The sequence below is a fragment of the Cytobacillus sp. FSL R5-0377 genome (assembly GCF_038004385.1).
Taxonomy (GTDB): Bacteria; Bacillota; Bacilli; order Bacillales; family Cytobacillaceae; genus Cytobacillus.
The window spans coordinates 3,581,179-3,597,265 of record NZ_JBBORA010000001.1; the positions used below are offsets into that span (position 1 = coordinate 3,581,179).

20 protein-coding genes are annotated in these 16,087 nt (G+C 40.3%); 18 read left to right on the plus strand and 2 right to left on the minus strand.

Annotated features, from left to right (window positions below; translation table 11 throughout):
* Positions 1 to 23 precede the first annotated feature (23 nt).
* From NSQ49_RS18190 to NSQ49_RS18205, 4 genes are all read left to right on the plus strand, one after another.
* Positions 24 to 1,010, plus strand: coding sequence for a 2-hydroxyacid dehydrogenase (locus NSQ49_RS18190; RefSeq protein WP_251284466.1), 987 nt, complete (start codon positions 24 to 26; stop codon positions 1,008 to 1,010).
* A gap of 35 nt (positions 1,011 to 1,045) precedes the next feature.
* Positions 1,046 to 1,831, plus strand: a complete 786-nt coding sequence (locus NSQ49_RS18195; protein WP_251284465.1) for an SDR family oxidoreductase — start codon at positions 1,046 to 1,048, stop codon at positions 1,829 to 1,831.
* 412 nt (positions 1,832 to 2,243) lie between these two features.
* Complete coding sequence (locus tag NSQ49_RS18200) at positions 2,244 to 2,726, plus strand: BofC C-terminal domain-containing protein (protein ID WP_396399266.1); 483 nt, start codon at positions 2,244 to 2,246, stop codon at positions 2,724 to 2,726.
* A 136-nt stretch (positions 2,727 to 2,862) separates the two neighbouring features.
* Entirely contained in the window at positions 2,863 to 3,447 is a 585-nt protein-coding gene (locus NSQ49_RS18205) for a tyrosine-type recombinase/integrase (RefSeq protein WP_251284463.1), read from the plus strand.
* Positions 3,448 to 3,505: 58 nt separating this feature from the next.
* Here NSQ49_RS18205 and NSQ49_RS18210 read toward each other — a convergent pair whose 3' ends face one another.
* Positions 3,506 to 4,192 (minus strand): histidine kinase, encoded by a 687-nt coding sequence (locus tag NSQ49_RS18210; protein WP_251284462.1) that lies wholly within the window; start codon positions 4,190 to 4,192, stop codon positions 3,506 to 3,508.
* A gap of 225 nt (positions 4,193 to 4,417) precedes the next feature.
* On the opposite strand from NSQ49_RS18210, the gene NSQ49_RS18215 reads away from it, so the two are divergent.
* The 13 genes from NSQ49_RS18215 (at position 4,418) to yajC (ending at position 14,786) form a co-directional block, all read left to right on the plus strand.
* Positions 4,418 to 6,835, plus strand: coding sequence for a Na+/H+ antiporter subunit A (locus tag NSQ49_RS18215; protein ID WP_251284461.1), 2,418 nt, complete (start codon positions 4,418 to 4,420; stop codon positions 6,833 to 6,835).
* Complete coding sequence (locus tag NSQ49_RS18220; RefSeq protein ID WP_159863305.1) at positions 6,819 to 7,244, plus strand: Na(+)/H(+) antiporter subunit B; 426 nt, start codon at positions 6,819 to 6,821, stop codon at positions 7,242 to 7,244. The genes NSQ49_RS18215 and NSQ49_RS18220 overlap by 17 nt, the downstream gene beginning before the upstream one ends.
* A 2-nt stretch (positions 7,245 to 7,246) precedes the next feature.
* Entirely contained in the window at positions 7,247 to 7,585 is a 339-nt protein-coding gene (locus NSQ49_RS18225; RefSeq protein ID WP_048011602.1) for a Na(+)/H(+) antiporter subunit C, read from the plus strand.
* Positions 7,578 to 9,068, plus strand: coding sequence for a Na+/H+ antiporter subunit D (locus NSQ49_RS18230; protein ID WP_251284496.1), 1,491 nt, complete (start codon positions 7,578 to 7,580; stop codon positions 9,066 to 9,068). The genes NSQ49_RS18225 and NSQ49_RS18230 overlap by 8 nt, the downstream gene beginning before the upstream one ends.
* Positions 9,069 to 9,109: 41 nt before the next feature.
* On the plus strand, positions 9,110 to 9,589 hold the full coding sequence (locus NSQ49_RS18235; RefSeq protein WP_251284460.1) for a Na+/H+ antiporter subunit E: 480 nt from the start codon (positions 9,110 to 9,112) through the stop codon (positions 9,587 to 9,589).
* Positions 9,586 to 9,870 carry a Na(+)/H(+) antiporter subunit F1 gene (locus NSQ49_RS18240; RefSeq protein WP_251284459.1) on the plus strand — a complete coding sequence of 95 codons (285 nt, stop codon included), beginning with the start codon at positions 9,586 to 9,588 and terminating at the stop codon, positions 9,868 to 9,870. The genes NSQ49_RS18235 and NSQ49_RS18240 overlap by 4 nt, the downstream gene beginning before the upstream one ends.
* Positions 9,848 to 10,213 (plus strand): monovalent cation/H(+) antiporter subunit G, encoded by a 366-nt coding sequence (mnhG, locus tag NSQ49_RS18245; RefSeq protein WP_251284458.1) that lies wholly within the window; start codon positions 9,848 to 9,850, stop codon positions 10,211 to 10,213. The genes NSQ49_RS18240 and mnhG overlap by 23 nt, the downstream gene beginning before the upstream one ends.
* A 96-nt stretch (positions 10,214 to 10,309) precedes the next feature.
* Positions 10,310 to 10,921, plus strand: coding sequence for a Holliday junction branch migration protein RuvA (gene ruvA / locus NSQ49_RS18250; RefSeq protein WP_251284457.1), 612 nt, complete (start codon positions 10,310 to 10,312; stop codon positions 10,919 to 10,921).
* A gap of 52 nt (positions 10,922 to 10,973) precedes the next feature.
* Entirely contained in the window at positions 10,974 to 11,975 is a 1,002-nt protein-coding gene (gene ruvB / locus NSQ49_RS18255) for a Holliday junction branch migration DNA helicase RuvB (RefSeq protein ID WP_159863300.1), read from the plus strand.
* Positions 11,972 to 12,178 (plus strand): DUF2905 domain-containing protein, encoded by a 207-nt coding sequence (locus tag NSQ49_RS18260; RefSeq protein ID WP_251284456.1) that lies wholly within the window; start codon positions 11,972 to 11,974, stop codon positions 12,176 to 12,178. The genes ruvB and NSQ49_RS18260 overlap by 4 nt, the downstream gene beginning before the upstream one ends.
* A 28-nt stretch (positions 12,179 to 12,206) precedes the next feature.
* Positions 12,207 to 13,235 carry a tRNA preQ1(34) S-adenosylmethionine ribosyltransferase-isomerase QueA gene (gene queA / locus NSQ49_RS18265; protein ID WP_251284455.1) on the plus strand — a complete coding sequence of 343 codons (1,029 nt, stop codon included), beginning with the start codon at positions 12,207 to 12,209 and terminating at the stop codon, positions 13,233 to 13,235.
* Between the two features lie 59 nt (positions 13,236 to 13,294).
* Positions 13,295 to 14,434 carry a tRNA guanosine(34) transglycosylase Tgt gene (gene tgt / locus NSQ49_RS18270; protein WP_035331272.1) on the plus strand — a complete coding sequence of 380 codons (1,140 nt, stop codon included), beginning with the start codon at positions 13,295 to 13,297 and terminating at the stop codon, positions 14,432 to 14,434.
* Between the two features lie 67 nt (positions 14,435 to 14,501).
* A complete protein-coding gene (gene yajC / locus NSQ49_RS18275; RefSeq protein WP_009333093.1) occupies positions 14,502 to 14,786 on the plus strand; it encodes a preprotein translocase subunit YajC in 285 nt (94 codons plus the stop codon).
* A gap of 39 nt (positions 14,787 to 14,825) precedes the next feature.
* Here yajC and NSQ49_RS18280 read toward each other — a convergent pair whose 3' ends face one another.
* A complete protein-coding gene (locus NSQ49_RS18280) occupies positions 14,826 to 15,332 on the minus strand; it encodes a TIGR04086 family membrane protein (protein ID WP_311315950.1) in 507 nt (168 codons plus the stop codon).
* 78 nt (positions 15,333 to 15,410) lie between these two features.
* Here NSQ49_RS18280 and NSQ49_RS18285 point away from each other — a divergent pair, with 78 nt between their 5' ends.
* Entirely contained in the window at positions 15,411 to 16,061 is a 651-nt protein-coding gene (locus tag NSQ49_RS18285) for a DUF421 domain-containing protein (protein WP_159863297.1), read from the plus strand.
* The last annotated feature ends 26 nt before the right edge of the window (positions 16,062 to 16,087 follow it).

The following is a 16,087-nucleotide window of genomic DNA, read 5'->3' on the forward strand; positions in this document are numbered from 1 at the left end:
TAATATGAAGGGATCTGACCAAAGTGAATAAAAGAATAATTTATTTTGATAGAGTATTTGATGACTTCAAAAAAATTCTTATTGAACATAAGCCTGTGGAATTCGATTTGCTTTTCTGGCATGAAATGAATGATCGTGATCGTGAGAAAATACTTCCTGAGGCTGATTATTTACTTGTTGCGACAGAGCAAATAGGTGATGAAGTGTTTTCAAAGGCAACAAAAGCCAGGTTTCTGCAGAAAACCGGGATTGGTGTAGATAACATTGATTTATCAGCAGCTAATACACATGGTCTTCCTGTCTCCAATACTCCTGGAGCAAACTCAACGGGTGTAGCTGAATTGACAATTTTGCTAATATTATCATTATTTCGTAAATTGATAATTCTTAATAAAGAAACCAAAGCTGGAAAGTGGCTTATGTGGGAATTCCGGCCGTCTTCTTTTGAGATGGAAGGAAAAACGCATGGATTTATAGGATTTGGCAATATTGGCCGTGAAACGGCAAAAAGGTCTAAGGCATTTGGTACAAACATTATTTATTATGATAAATACCGTGTATCCCAAGACCTGGAAAATGAACTGGATGCTCAATATTTATCACTCAATGAAGTGCTGGAAAATTCTGATATTATTAGTCTTCATATCCCGCTTCTGCCTGAAACAAAGGGGCTTATTGGCGAATATGAATTAAACCTTATGAAAAAAAATGCAGTTCTCATTAATGTATCGAGGGGAGGTATTGTTCAGGAGGATGCTTTATATCATGCACTTTGTGATGGTACGATTGCAGGAGCTGGTATAGATGTCTGGGCAAGTGAGCCTGTCAGTCCAGAACACCCACTGCTCACATTGGAAAACGTAATTGCCTCACCCCATATCGGTGCAGGAACACGTGATACTCTAAATAGAGTCCTTAAAATGGCCTTTCAAAATATAAAGCTGGTTAATGATGGAGAAAAGCCAAAATATGTAGTTAATAAAGATGCACTGAAAGAATTAAAGTTCTAAAAATAAACTATTTAAGAACGGGAGAGGATTTTATTATGGATTTTGGATTAGAGGGTAAAACAGCATTGGTTATTGCATCAAGTCAGGGGCTTGGAAAAGCTATTGCAGCCCAGTTAGTAAATGAGGGTGCTAATGTAATGCTGACAAGCCGTAATGAAGAAAAACTGTTTAAAGTAAAAGAACAGCTCCAGGAGGAGGGGAAAGGGGATGTGTCATTTTTTCGATGCGACATCACTAAACCTGGGGACATCAAGGCGCTAGTACAGAAGACTAGGGATGACTTAGGGGAAATAGATATATTAATTAACAATGCCGGGGGACCACCGGGGGGAACCTTTGATGCATTTGATGATGAGGATTGGCAGAAAGCCTTTGAGTTAAATCTATTAAGTTATATTCGGTTAATCAGAGAGGTTCTCCCTGACTTAAAAAAAGGAGGAGGCAGAATTATTAATATCGCATCTTCATCAATTAAACAGCCAATTCCAGGACTTATCCTGTCAAACACATTCCGCCTGGGTGTGGTAGGATTGGCCAAGAGCCTTGCTGAGGAACTGGCCCCTTATAACATTCTTGTAAATACAGTAGCACCAGGAAGGGTGGCTACTGACAGAGTCGCATTCCTGGATCAAGTAAAAGCAGATAAACAAGGGGTGTCAAAGGAAGAAGTTGAGAAAGCATCCAAAAAACAAATCCCGTTGGGAAGATACGGAGATCCAGAAGAGTTTGCGAAAGTAGTGACATTTTTAGCTTCTAATGCAAGCTCTTATGTAACCGGAAGTTCATTACTTGTAGATGGTGGCATGGTGAAATCAATATAATTAGTCAGAACTGAAAAAATGAAACAATAAGATAGGCAAATAAAAAGATAGGAGACTGGTTTGATACTGGGCTTATGTCTTTTAATTTGCCTTTTTTGGCTTTTAAAGTCACATCAATACTCCTTCAAAATATTAATGATCCCTCTATCTAATAATTTAGTTAATCGACATGCTGTAACGAATCAAGTGATGGTGCAAGTCGTGCATCACGATTAGATTGATAATTGAAGCTAAACTATACATTCGGGATGAATATGGAAATATTGGTCATAATAATATTAGGAATTATAGTAATGCTTAATCAATGCTTCAAGTTATAAATTAGAGGTGATCGATATTGAAATCCATATGTGGAATTCTCGTTCTTGCAGTTGTTTCTTTGTTTTTTTCTTTTCAGGCAGACGCAGCCATTATTAATGAAAAGACCAACTCTGTTCATGAAGTGGAATCTAACAGTGAGGAAAAAAACATTGAAGGTCCTCTTAAGATGGAGGTCATTTTGGAAAGAGAGTATCTGGATGGAGAAGTGAGCCAGGAAACGATAGAGGAAACCATATGGACTCTTGAAGATTTCTGGGCTAAATATGATCAATGGCAGCTTGTTGATATGGATATAGATTATATGGTATTTCGCAGGAAAATGGATGATATATCTCCGTTATTAAAAGCTAATGGGTATTTCGGTGTCACGGAGGACGGTACCCTGACCATTTTCAATGGAAAGCCGCAAAAAACGAATATTATTCAGTCATTCTTTCAAATCGATTTAGGAAAATTAGAAAGCACAAAATGTGAAGAATTAAAAAAAGGAATACCAATTGTTTCAAAGGATCGCTATGTGGAAGTTCTGAAAACCTTTAAAAGCTACACTGCCGGTGAAAAGCAGGCGAATTAAAAGCAGTGAAACATGCAAGGGGTTGTACTCCTCTTGCATGTTTCTTTTGTGAAGAAAAAACATATGAATCATTTGTAATGTTACTTAGTTTCTGATAGCATGTAGTTAAGTAACATTAGATGCAGGAGGGAATCTAGTGGAATATGTTGATCCTATCAAGGACATCAAGAGTATTAATAAAATTAAAGAGATTTTAAAGAAACAATCACAGCGTGATCTATTGCTGTTTGTATTGGGAATAAATACAGGTATTAGAGTCAGTGATCTCCTTTCTTTAAAAATCAGTGATGTTTCAGATGGGAAAGAAATAAAGGAATTTATTTATATTGATGATTTAAACAATGGTGCTGATTCTAAAAGCAGCAATGAACAGAAAGCATATTTTTTAAATAACAGTGTGAAAAAAGAATTAAGGAAATATTTTTCCCAGCATGATTTTACTGAATGCGATTTTCTTTTCAAATCCAAGAAGAATAATCAGCCAATAACCCGCCAGCAGGCTTATCGGATCATAAATAGTGCTGCCAAGGAAGCGGGAATACAGGGTAAAATCGGAACACACACACTCCGTAAAACTTTTGGTTATCATGCTTACAGAAAAGGGATTGCCATATCAATCATTATGTCCATATATAATCACCACTCATCTGCAGAAACTTTGCGCTATTTAGGAATTGAGAGAGGCGAGAAGCAATTAGTAAAGGTAGATGTTAATCTCTAGCCTGACGTGAAAGCATAAAAAAACTCCTCCGCATTTCAGCAGAGGAGGAATTATTTCATTATTCATCATCATCATTCAAGGATTCATCTAGTTCAACATTAGTTAAGTCGGATATAATGTCCTCAGTTACGATGACTTGATGTGTCTTCTGGTCTTTCATAAACTTAAAAACCCCATTATTAAAGTCAGTACCCTGATCTTTAAAGAAGATTCCTTCATATTCAGCATCCTTCGTATGTTTGAAAGTCACACGATAGTTGCTTCCATCCTTAACGAGGTATGCACGAACGCCTTTTTCAAACTGTCCCTCCTGATCTTTCAGATATCGGGACACAGAAATGATATGAAGATCCACAAAGGGGATTTCCCGGAGAAGTATATTGATGATGGACCCCTTGGCGATTTGTTCCCAGCGGCTTTGAGCTGTTTGGCCAAGAATTATTTGTGTAATGCCTTTTTCTCTTGCCACTTCAGTGATTACTTTTGATACCGGCCGCTTTTCATTATCCTTCAGAATAAAAGCATCAGCACTATAGTGATCGGCTAATTGTTTCCATCTGGTAATGTAATGTGATTTCTCCGCATCCATTTCATCAAAAGGTTTTGGATCAATGGTCAATATATATAAAGGACAATCAAGCATACTGGCTATTTGGCATCCGCGGTGAATTAACTTTTCACCATTTGGGCCGTAATAAACACAGACAAGGATGCTTTCGTCCATTCGTCCTTTTAGTTTTTTCACTGTTAACTCACCTCGAATAGATGTGAAAATATTTGTCTTCATAATTTAAACTATGTATGACTATAGCTTATGCAACCTAAAAGGTCAATGTCATTCAAGAAATTAATCAAGTTCAGAGTTAATGGTTTGATATATAGGGAAGCATACTTTAAAAGACCACTTAAATGCCCTTATGTTTGAAACAGTAATGTCACCTGAGAATTCATAAAAAGGGAGGGGATCTGTTTGTCCTGGCTGCACATAATGGTTTTAGTTCCATTTATATTTGCAATAATTGTTCCGTTAATTTATAGAATGGTTACACCCCGCATACATACTGGCTGGTTTGTACTAATTGTGCCATCAGTCATTTTTCTTTATTTGCTAAGGTATATTCCAGTTGTTTCAAATGGAGATTCGGTTTTTATTTCTGTACCCTGGATCCCATCATATGGAATAAACTACACAACCTATATTGATGGATTAGGCTTAGTCTTTGGATTGCTTATTACAGGCATCGGTGCTTTGGTCGTGCTGTATTCCATATATTACATGTCAAAGCTGAAAGAATCACTGCACAATTTCTATGTATATTTACTGTTATTCATGGGAGCCATGCTTGGTTTGGTTTTCTCTGATAATATTCTTGTTTTATATGTTTTTTGGGAATTGACAAGCATCTCATCTTTCTTACTGATTGCATATTGGTACCAAAGGGAAAAATCTCGGTATGGGGCACAGAAATCAATGAATATTACGATTTTTGGCGGACTTGCCATGCTTGCCGGATTTATCATGCTGTCAATGATGACAGAAACATTCAGCATTCGTGAAATAATTAATCAAACTGACGCTATATATGAGCATTCTTTATTTTTGCCTGCCATGATTCTTCTTCTCATTGGGGCGTTTACAAAATCAGCACAATTTCCATTCAGCATTTGGCTGCCGGATGCAATGGAAGCTCCAACGCCAATTAGTGCTTATCTGCACTCAGCGACAATGGTTAAGGCTGGGATATATTTAGTGGCGCGTATGACGCCGATTTTTGGAGGCACTGCAGAGTGGTTTTGGCTTGTAAGCATTGCCGGACTTGTAACATTGCTGTATGGTTCTCTTAACGCTGTAAGACAAACAGACTTAAAGGCTTTATTGGCGTACTCAACCATTAGCCAGCTCGGGCTGATCATGAGTCTGCTTGGCATGGGGTCAGCGTCCCTGTATTACGGTACAGGTGATGAAGCTTCAATGTATGCAGCAGCGGTGCTTGCTGCAATCTTTCATTTAATCAATCATTCTACATTTAAGGGAAGTTTGTTTATGGTTGTGGGGATCATTGACCATGAAACCGGAACAAGGGATATTAGAAGGCTGGGCGGTTTGATGCACCTGATGCCTATTTCTTTCACCCTTGCTGTAATTGGCGGCTTTTCAATGGCTGGACTTCCTCCATTTAATGGATTTCTAAGTAAAGAAATGTTTTTTACCGCTGTGTTAAATGCCTCTGATATGTCTATATTCAGCATGGAGTCCTTAGGTGTTATTTTTCCTGTTATCGCCTGGGCAGCAAGTGTGCTTACTTTTATCTATTGCATGATCATAATTTTCAAGACCTTTACCGGGAAATACAAGCCGAAAAAGCTGGAAAAGGCAGCCCACGAAGCGCCAGTTGGGATGTTAGTCCCTCCGGTTATTTTATCTTCCCTGGTTATCATTATTTTCTTTTTCCCTAATGTGCTTTCTCAATACATTCTTAAGCCCGCAATGGGAGCTGTTTTGCCAGCCTATTCTCAGCCTGGGGAAATTGAGATCAAGATCAGTGCCTGGCATGGCTGGAATGCAGAATTATTTATGACCCTGGGAGTTGTCGGAGCAGGAGCTCTTCTATATTTATATCTAAAAAAGTGGATTGGCATTTATTCGATCTACCCTTATAGCATGACCTTCAATAACTTCTACAACCAAGGGCTCGGCAAGATGGAAGACATGTCCTTCTCTCTTACAAAGAGATATATGACAGGTTATATACGTGATTATTTTGTATATGTCTTCACTTTTCTGATTATTATTGTTGGAGGTTCTATATTGTACTTGGATGGAGCAGCCTTTAATGCAGGCAATAATGCACCTGTCAGCATATATGAAGGTGTGTTAATCATTAGTATGTTAACAGCAGCCTTAACCGTCCTATTTTCCAAATCAAGGCTGACGGCTATAGTTGCGGTTGGTGCTCTTGGATACCTGGTCTCACTTTTCTTTGTCATCTTCCGCGCGCCGGATTTAGCTTTAACCCAGCTGGTGGTTGAAACAGTAACAACAGCCCTTTTCCTTTTGTGTTTTTATCATTTGCCGGAAATGCGTAGGAAAGTGGAAAGAGTAAAATTCAGAATGACAAACTTAGTGATTTCCATTGGTGTCGGGGCCATAGTTGCCATTCTTGCTTTATCTGCTAATGGGACTAGATTATTCGAGCCTATTGCCTATTATTATGAAAATTCATATGAACTGGCCGGGGCAAGAAATATTGTTAACGCAATACTTGTAGACTTCCGGGGAATCGATACAATGCTTGAAGTATTTGTGCTTGGCATTGCTTCATTAGGGGTGTACACACTTGTAAAACTAAGGTTAACGGGGAGGGAAAGAAGTGAAAGAACCAAATGATATCATTTTGCATGCTGTTATAAAGGTTGCAGTAGTTATCATACTTACCTTTTCGATCAACCTTTTCTTCTCAGGACATCATAACCCTGGCGGAGGATTCATCGGAGGTTTAGGGTTTTCAGCTGCTTTGACGCTTCTGTTTCTGGCATTCGATATTGAAACAGTCCGTCAAAATATTCCTGTTGACTTTAAAGTGCTCACAGCGATCGGCGTATTAATTGCTGTTTTTACAGGAGTGGGGGGCATTGTTTTTGGGCAGCCATTTTTAACACAGGCATTTGATTATTTTGACATTCCGGTTTTCGGAAAGACTGAACTGGCTACTGCAGTGCTCTTCGATGTAGGGGTGGCGCTGGCAGTTATTGGGACATCGATGTCCATAATTCTGAGTATAGGTGATGATCACTAAGAATGGAAACTTTAATGTCACTGCTTGTCGGTCTATTTTTTGCCATAGGAACCTATTTAATCTTAACCAAGAGTTTGCTTAGAATCATCCTGGGAACGTCCATTATCAGCCACGGGGTGCATCTGCTTATTCTCACGATGGGCGGGTTGAAAACGGGAGGTCCCCCATTATTGGGGCTGCAGGACCTTCCATTTACCGATGCGCTCCCACAGGCACTTATATTAACAGCGATTGTTATTAATTTTGCAACGACGGCCCTTTTCTTAGTGTTAAGCTATCGGGCATATAAAGTGCTGGGCACAGACGATACGGATCAAATGAGAGGTAATCATGATGAATAATTTAATTATTATGCCCATAATCATTCCTTTGATTACAGGAATGATCATGGTGATATTTAGGAGGAAATTAAAACTTCATAAAATATTAAGCCTCATTGCGTTATCAGGATCAGGGATCATTGCGGTCATGTTAATGGGAGAAAATAAAAAGTATGGGATTCAAACCCTGCATTTAGGAGACTGGCAGCCTCCATTTGGGGTAAGCATGGTCGCTGATATGTTTTCCTCCATGCTGCTTTTAATAACTAGTATTGTAGCTGTCTGCTGTTTGATTTATGCCTTCAGATCGATAGGAGAAGATAGGGAGAGCCATTATTTTTATCCTTTGTTTTTATTTCTGATTACCGGAGTTAATGGCTCCTTTATTACCGGGGACTTATTTAATCTGTTTGTCTGTTTTGAAGTTATGCTCATTTCTTCTTATGTTTTGATTTCATTGGGAGGCACTAAGGTACAGCTCAGGGAGTCAATTAAATATGTACTTACCAATATTATTTCGTCATTTCTTTTCCTCGTCGCAATTGCCTTTATTTATGCTATTACCGGAACATTAAACTTTGCCCATCTTTCAGTGAGAGTTGCTGAAACAGGACAGAGCGGATTGTTGACCATTATAGCTATTTTATTGCTGGTCATATTCAGCCTCAAAGCTGCCCTTTTTCTATTCTTTTGGCTCCCGGGCTCATATAGTGCACCACCGACGGCTGTAGCTGCGGTCTTTGCTGCACTATTAACAAAGGTCGGCATTTATGCGATTTTTCGTTTGTTTACCCTGGTTTTCTACCACGAGCCGAAAGTGACACATCTTTTAATAGGCATTTTGGGAGCAGCAACCATGATCCTGGGTGCGATTGGAGCTGTTGCCCATTGGGATATTAAGAACATACTTGCTTATAACGTAATTATAGGCGTTGGTTTTATCATTGCCGGGCTGGCCTCTTTCTCAATAGAGGGACTGACAGGCTCTGTTTACTATATGATTCATGACATAATCGTTAAGGCGCTTATATTCTTATTAGGCGGGACAATAATTAGTCTTACAGGCACCGGAAAACTAAAAGAGATGAGCGGTCTCATTCGCAATCACCCATATCTTGGATGGATGTTTTTTATTGCAGCTTTGTCACTGGCAGGAATACCTCCTTTAAGCGGTTTCCTTGGCAAGGTGTTTATAACGCAAGGGACTTTTGAAGCCGGCTATTTCTGGCTTGGCGCAATAGGTCTATTAACAAGTCTGATGGCACTATACTCCGTTATTAAAATTTTTATGAATTGTTTTTGGGGAGAAACGTTTTTAAGTGAAGAGATGGAGTCAGGTACTACTAAAGGGGTGATGTTCCCGATAGCCTGTCTAAGCCTGCTGACCATTTTGCTGGGTTTAGGAGCTGAAGGAATCTCTGCATATACTGAATTGGCAGTCCAAACCTTAATAAATCCGGAGCTTTATATTGATGCTGTCTTTGGAGGGAAGATTACGCCGTAATACCTGGAATAAACAGATTTTCTTCGAAAGGGGTTATCATTTTGCCCATTCAAGTGTTAATCAATCTATTTATAGCTTTTTTATGGATGTTTCTGCAAGATGACTGGAGCATATTATCCTTTTTCAGCGGTTATCTGATGGGAATAATTGTTTTAATCGTTTTAGAGAAATTCTTTAAAGCCCCTTTATATTTAAGATCACTCGTAGCTATCCTTAAATTATTTTTTGTGTTCATTTGGGAATTAATTACTTCTAGCATACTTGTAATCCGGCAGGTAATAAGGCCAAGAATTAATATCACACCCGGGATTTTCACAATAGAAACTGAGCTTGAAGGAGAGCTTGAAGTAACTCTGCTTGCTTTGCTGCTTTCACTGACTCCCGGATCTGTAGTTGTGGAGGTATCCCATGATAATAAAGTATTTTACATCCATGCTATGGATATTCCGGAATCAAGTGAATCTGTCATAAAATCGAAGGATCGGTTTGAAAAGGCGATAAAGAAGGTGACTCGCAAATGATAGAAATTATTTTAATGCTTTCATTGGGGTTTCTGGCGCTCTCAATGATGGCAACAATCTTTCGTCTGGTTATAGGCCCCACGACACCAGACAGGGTACAGGCTTTGGATATTTTAGGGATAAATTTAATTTCAGCGGTAGCTATTTTATCGGTATTACTAAAAACACATGCCTTCATGGAAGTCATTTTATTGATTGGCATTCTTTCCTTTATTGGAACAATCGCCTTCGCTCGATTTATGGAAAGAGGTGTTGTCATTGAACGCAGACGTCACAAGTGAACTGGTAGCAGCCATTCTAATTTTGACAGGTACCATTTTCAGTTTTTTGAGTGCAATCGGAATTATTCGGCTTCCGGATGTGTATACCCGGTCACATGCTGCCTCAAAAAGCTCCACTCTGGGTGTAATGTTTACATTGTTTGGAGCATTCCTATTTTTTCTTTTTGCAGATAATTATTTCAGTATTCGATTACTGCTTGGAATATTTTTCGTATTCCTGACTGCTCCTGTTTCCGCACATGTTATTTGCCGTGCAGCTTATCGCTCAAGCGTAGAAATGAGCAGTATTAGTGTCCAGGATGATTTAAAGGGAGCTTTTAGGAATGAACAAGAGGATGCTTAGAACAAGTATTGCGCAGAGTGTCTGCAGCATTTTTTTCTTCGTGCCAAAAAGTTTATGGTACAATGAGGTACAGTTGAATTAGGGGAGAGAAAGGCATTGTTTGAATTTGTAAAAGGCAGGCTCGATTTTATCGGACCTGAATATGTAGTTATTGAAAATAATGGTATCGGATATCAGATATTGGCGCCAAATCCATTTAGCTATACACCGGAGTTCGGGCAGGAAGTCAGGATATTCACTTATCATTATGTACGGGAAGATATCATGGCATTGTATGGTTTTCAGACTCGTGAGGAGAAGACTCTGTTTACCAGGCTGCTTAATGTTACCGGCATTGGGCCGAAGGGAGCACTTGCGATTCTTGCATCAGGTGAACCGGAACAGGTAGTGCAGGCGATTGAAAATGAAGATGAAGCTTTCCTTGTTAAGTTTCCTGGAGTCGGAAAGAAAACTGCCAGGCAAATGATTCTTGATCTTAAAGGCAAGCTTCCGGATATTGTACCTGACTTCTTTCCCAATCTGTTTTCAGCGGATAAAATTCAGTCTGATAGCGCGCATGCGGGAGATTTGGAAGAAGCATTGCTTGCATTAAAAGCACTGGGCTATTCTGATAAGGAACTAAAAAGGATTACGCCGGAACTGAAAAAAGAAAAGCTTACAACGGACCAATACATAAAGAAAGCTCTGCAAAAGCTTTTAAAACTATAATTGTTGAAGAAGGCCGATTCGTTTTATGCTGAAATTAAGAAGGTGATTAAGTATGGAAGAGCGGATTATATCCGGTGAAGCTGATCTTCAGGATCTTTCATTTGAACAGAGCCTGCGCCCGCAGACACTAAAGCAGTATATTGGTCAGGATAAAGTAAAGGAGAACCTCGAGATCTTTATTAAAGCCGCCAGAATACGCGAGGAGACCTTGGATCATGTCCTTCTATATGGGCCGCCCGGTTTGGGGAAAACCACACTGGCTGCTATTATTGCCAATGAAATGGGCGTAAATATCAGAACAACTGCAGGCCCTGCGATTGAAAGGCCAGGTGACTTGGCGGCAATCCTGACTGCGCTGGAACCAGGTGACGTCCTGTTTATTGATGAAATTCATCGCTTGCCGCGGTCTATCGAAGAAGTTCTTTACCCTGCAATGGAAGACTTCTGCCTTGATATTGTTATTGGAAAAGGGCCAAGTGCCAGATCAGTAAGGCTGGATCTGCCGCCTTTTACACTGGTTGGCGCGACAACTAGAGCCGGGTCGTTATCGGCTCCTTTAAGAGACCGCTTTGGTGTGCTCAGCAGGCTTGAATATTACTCAGAAGAGCAGCTGACAGATATTGTTATCCGCACAGCTGAGGTGCTGGATACAGGCATAGACCAAAAAGCAGCGATTGAAGTGGCAAGAAGGTCAAGAGGCACGCCCCGAATTGCAAACAGGCTCCTCCGGAGAGTCAGGGATTTTGCCCAGGTCAAAGCGGACGGCCAAATTGATGAACCACTCGCCAAAGAAGCCCTTGAGCTTTTGCAGGTTGACCGTTTAGGCCTTGATCATATTGACCATAAATTATTAAGAGGGATAATAGAAAAATTCCGGGGCGGACCTGTTGGCCTTGAAACCATTGCTGCGACCATTGGAGAAGAAGCGCATACGATTGAAGATGTTTATGAACCCTATTTATTGCAGATTGGGTTTCTTCAGCGGACGCCAAGAGGAAGAATTGTAACGGACCTGGTGTACCTCCATTTTCAAATGGAGGTGCCTTCTGATTGAACGGCATATCGAAGTGGCTGATGGTTGTTGGTGCCATCATTTTCGCCATAGGCTTTATAAGCCAGTTTATTAATATTGGCAAGCTGCCTGGAGATTTAGTGATTAAAAAAGGCAATACGACATTTTATTTTCCAGTCGTTACATCGATATTGCTGAGTATTATCCTATCTGCCATCTTTTATTTTATTGGCAGGTTCCGGTAGTCTATTTGAATAACAGAAGGGTGACATCATGAAAGTAGATTGGTTTGATTTTCATTTGCCTGAAGAATTAATTGCACAAACGCCTTTGGCTGATAGGACAAGCAGCAGGCTAATGGTCCTTGATAAAAACACCGGGGATATTCAGCATAGTGTTTTTAAAGATATTAAAAATTACCTTAAGGCTGGGGATTGCCTTGTATTAAATGACACGAAGGTGCTTCCTGCCAGACTGTTTGGAGAAAAAACGGGAACCGGTGCGAAAATAGAGGTGCTTCTTCTTAAACAGGTTGAAGGGGATTCCTGGGAAACACTGATTAAGCCAGCCAAAAGAGTAAAAGAAGGAACAGAGATAACGTTTGGAGACGGCAAGCTGACTGCTGTCTGTACTGGAAGCTCTGAGCATGGCGGCAGGGTGCTTGAGTTCAGGTACGATGGTATATTCTATGAAGTGCTGGAACAATTGGGAGAAATGCCTTTGCCTCCTTACATTAAAGAGCAGCTTGATGACCGCGACCGTTATCAGACTGTGTTTGCCCGTGAGCGGGGTTCTGCTGCAGCTCCGACAGCAGGTCTGCATTTTACTGAGCAGCTTCTTAAAGAAATAAAAGATATGGGTGTGCATATTGCTTTTATTACTCTGCATGTTGGTCTTGGAACTTTCAGGCCAGTTAGTGTGGAGGATTTAAATGAGCATGAAATGCATGCTGAATTTTACCAGGTAACTGAAGGAACTGCACGGCTGTTAAATGAAGTGCGTGAGCAGGGAGGAAGAATCATCAGTGTGGGGACTACCTCCACAAGGACTTTAGAAACCATAGCTTCTGCACACAATGGCCGATTTGAGGAAGCAAGCGGCTGGACCGATATTTTTATTTATCCAGGCTATGAATTTAAAGCGATAGATGGCATGATTACGAATTTTCACCTGCCTAAATCAACTTTAATTATGCTGGTGAGTGCACTTGCAGGCCGCGATAACGTTTTAAATGCCTATAATCAGGCTGTTGAAGAACGTTACCGGTTCTTCAGTTTTGGAGATGCTATGCTCATTTTGTAATATTATTCTGCCTGTCCGGGGCAGGCCTAATGTGCTTCAAATGGAAGGAGAACTGCAAATTGACTGCAATTCGTTATGAATTAATTAAAACATGTAAGCAAACAGGTGCCCGTCTGGGCCGTGTCCATACGCCGCACGGTTCTTTTGAAACCCCCGTTTTCATGCCTGTGGGGACACTCGCTACTGTAAAAACCATGTCACCGGAAGAATTGGTGGAAATGGGTGCGGGCATCATTCTGAGCAATACTTATCATCTGTGGCTTCGGCCGGGTCAGGAAATCGTGGAAGAAGCAGGCGGTCTGCATAAATTCATGAATTGGGACCGTGCCATTCTGACAGATTCCGGCGGATTTCAGGTGTTCAGCCTGAGTGAATTCCGCAAAATTGAAGAAGAAGGCGTTCATTTCAGGAACCACTTGAATGGTGACAAGCTGTTTTTATCTCCTGAAAAAGCCATGGATATTCAAAATTCGCTTGGATCTGATATTATGATGGCATTTGATGAGTGCCCGCCATATCCAGCTTCCTTTGAATATATGAAGAAGTCAGTAGAAAGGACTTCCCGATGGGCTGAGCGCTGCTTAAAAGCTCACAAGCGCCCGAATGACCAGGGGCTCTTTGGTATTATCCAGGGCGGAGAATATGAGGAGCTGCGCAAACAGAGCGCCAGAGACTTAACATCTCTTGATTTCCCGGGTTATGCTGTGGGCGGATTATCGGTAGGCGAGCCGAAAGATGTAATGAATCGTGTGCTTGAATTCACAACACCGCTTATGCCGTCTAATAAGCCAAGATACCTTATGGGAGTAGGATCCCCGGATTCTTTAATCGATGGTTCGATCAGAGGAATCGATATGTTCGACTGTGTTCTTCCTACAAGGATTGCAAGGAACGGAACATTGATGACAAGTAATGGCCGGCTGGTTGTTAAAAATGCCAAGTTTGCAAGAGATTTTGGCCCTATAGATGAGAACTGCGATTGCTACACATGCAGAAATTACAGCCGTGCTTATATCAGGCATTTAATCCGCTGTGATGAAACATTTGGAATCAGGCTTACAACTTACCATAATCTTTATTTTCTGTTAAAATTAATGGAGCAGGTTAGACAGGCAATTAGAGAAGATCGCTTGGGTGACTTTAGAGAAGAGTTTTTCGAAAGGTATGGTTTTAATAAGCCTAACGCGAAGAACTTTTAATAATAGAGAGTTCATTTAAGGAACAGTACTCCTTAAATTGGGCCGATCTTTGAAAGGGGGGAAAACAATGGAGCTTTTAGGAACATTAGGACCATTATTATTGATGTTTGTCTTATTCTATTTCCTGTTAATTCGTCCGCAGCAGAAACGCCAAAAGGCAGTTCAGCAAATGCAGAGTGACTTGAAAAAGGGAGATAAGGTTGTAACAATCGGCGGTCTTCATGGATTCGTTGATGCTATCGACGAAGACAAAGTGGTTATTAAATGTGGTGACGGAAGCCGTCTTACATACGATCGTGCAGCTATCCGCGAAGTAACGCAGGCAACTGGCGATGCATTAGCAAAATCTTAATATCAAAAAAGAAGGTCCTGAAACTCAGGACCTTCTTTTTTATGCGGTTCTCTTAGTGTTGAGATTCACTCCCAGTATACCGCCCATCATGGCTGTAAGTGTGAAACAGGTGTGGTATATCATTTGTTCCATATTAAATAAACTGTCATGACCTAAATATTGAAAAAGGAAAATGACGATTGAATAAATTAGGCCGGTTAAGCCTCCAAGCAGCCAGCCTTTTTGCTTCCCTTTACCTCCCGAAATGAACCCGCCTGCAAAAAGAGAAATGAATGAAACGGCAGTAATAATATACTGCAAGGATGACTCCTGCAGTGATGTAAACCGCAGAAGCAGTGAAAAAATGAGACTGGCGGCAACGGCTATGGCAAAAATCGCTATAATACCGTAAAGGACAGCGCTGCCAAAGTTCTTTGATTCTTCTATATGAACCCTCTCCCTTCTTAATGAGTAAATAGGAACAGCTTTCACCCCTTGGGGAAGACAGCCTTTTTCCTTAGTACAAGCATATTCAGCCATTGAAAAAATAGAATAGAAATTGTTCAAAGAAAAACCCCATATACACATAAATGTTCAAATATGCGGAAGAATAGAAAGGATTGCATCAAAAGGAGTGCTGTAAAAGTGGAAGAATATCTAATCATTGTTATACGAACCTTATTTCTGTATGCAGTCATCCTTCTCATATTTAGACTAATGGGCAAAAGAGAAATTGGAGAACTAAGCGTCCTGGACCTTGTCGTCTATATCATGATAGCTGAACTTGCAGTTGTCGCGATTGAAACTCCGGATTCAAATATTATTAAAAATGTGCTCCCCATGCTCCTTTTGATGGTTGTGCAAATTGTATTGGCCATATTCTCTCTGAAGAGCAAAAGATTCAGGGACTTAGTTGATGGTAAGCCAACAATTATTATTAATAAAGGAAAAATAGATGAAAATGCCATGAGGAAACAGCGGTATAACTTTGATGACCTGCTTCTTCAGCTAAGAGAAAAAGATATTGCCAAAATCTCCGATGTGGAATTTGCTATCCTGGAATCCTCCGGTACACTGTCAGTCTTTGAAAGAAATGACAGTAAAGATGGGGGAATAACAATCCCTTTAATCATAGATGGAAGGATTCAGAAAACTAACCTGGAAACGATCGATAAAAGTGAATTTTGGCTGCGTCAGGAACTTCGCAAAGAAGGGTATAAAGAGATATCCGAGATTTCATTCTGCAGTTATGAAAATGGCCAATTTTATGTTGATTTGTTTGATGAAAGAAAATAAGTACGGTTGATCTTGTTTATCACAGT

Coding starts and splice junctions, on each gene's coding strand:
- NSQ49_RS18195 (WP_251284465.1), top strand. CDS start 1,046: ATGGATTTTGGATTAGAGGGTAAAACAGCATTGGTTATTGCATCAAGT.
- NSQ49_RS18240 (WP_251284459.1), top strand. CDS start 9,586: ATGATAGAAATTATTTTAATGCTTTCATTGGGGTTTCTGGCGCTCTCA.
- queA (WP_251284455.1), top strand. CDS start 12,207: ATGAAAGTAGATTGGTTTGATTTTCATTTGCCTGAAGAATTAATTGCA.
- NSQ49_RS18225 (WP_048011602.1), top strand. CDS start 7,247: ATGGAAACTTTAATGTCACTGCTTGTCGGTCTATTTTTTGCCATAGGA.
- yajC (WP_009333093.1), top strand. CDS start 14,502: ATGGAGCTTTTAGGAACATTAGGACCATTATTATTGATGTTTGTCTTA.
- NSQ49_RS18230 (WP_251284496.1), top strand. CDS start 7,578: ATGAATAATTTAATTATTATGCCCATAATCATTCCTTTGATTACAGGA.
- ruvB (WP_159863300.1), top strand. CDS start 10,974: ATGGAAGAGCGGATTATATCCGGTGAAGCTGATCTTCAGGATCTTTCA.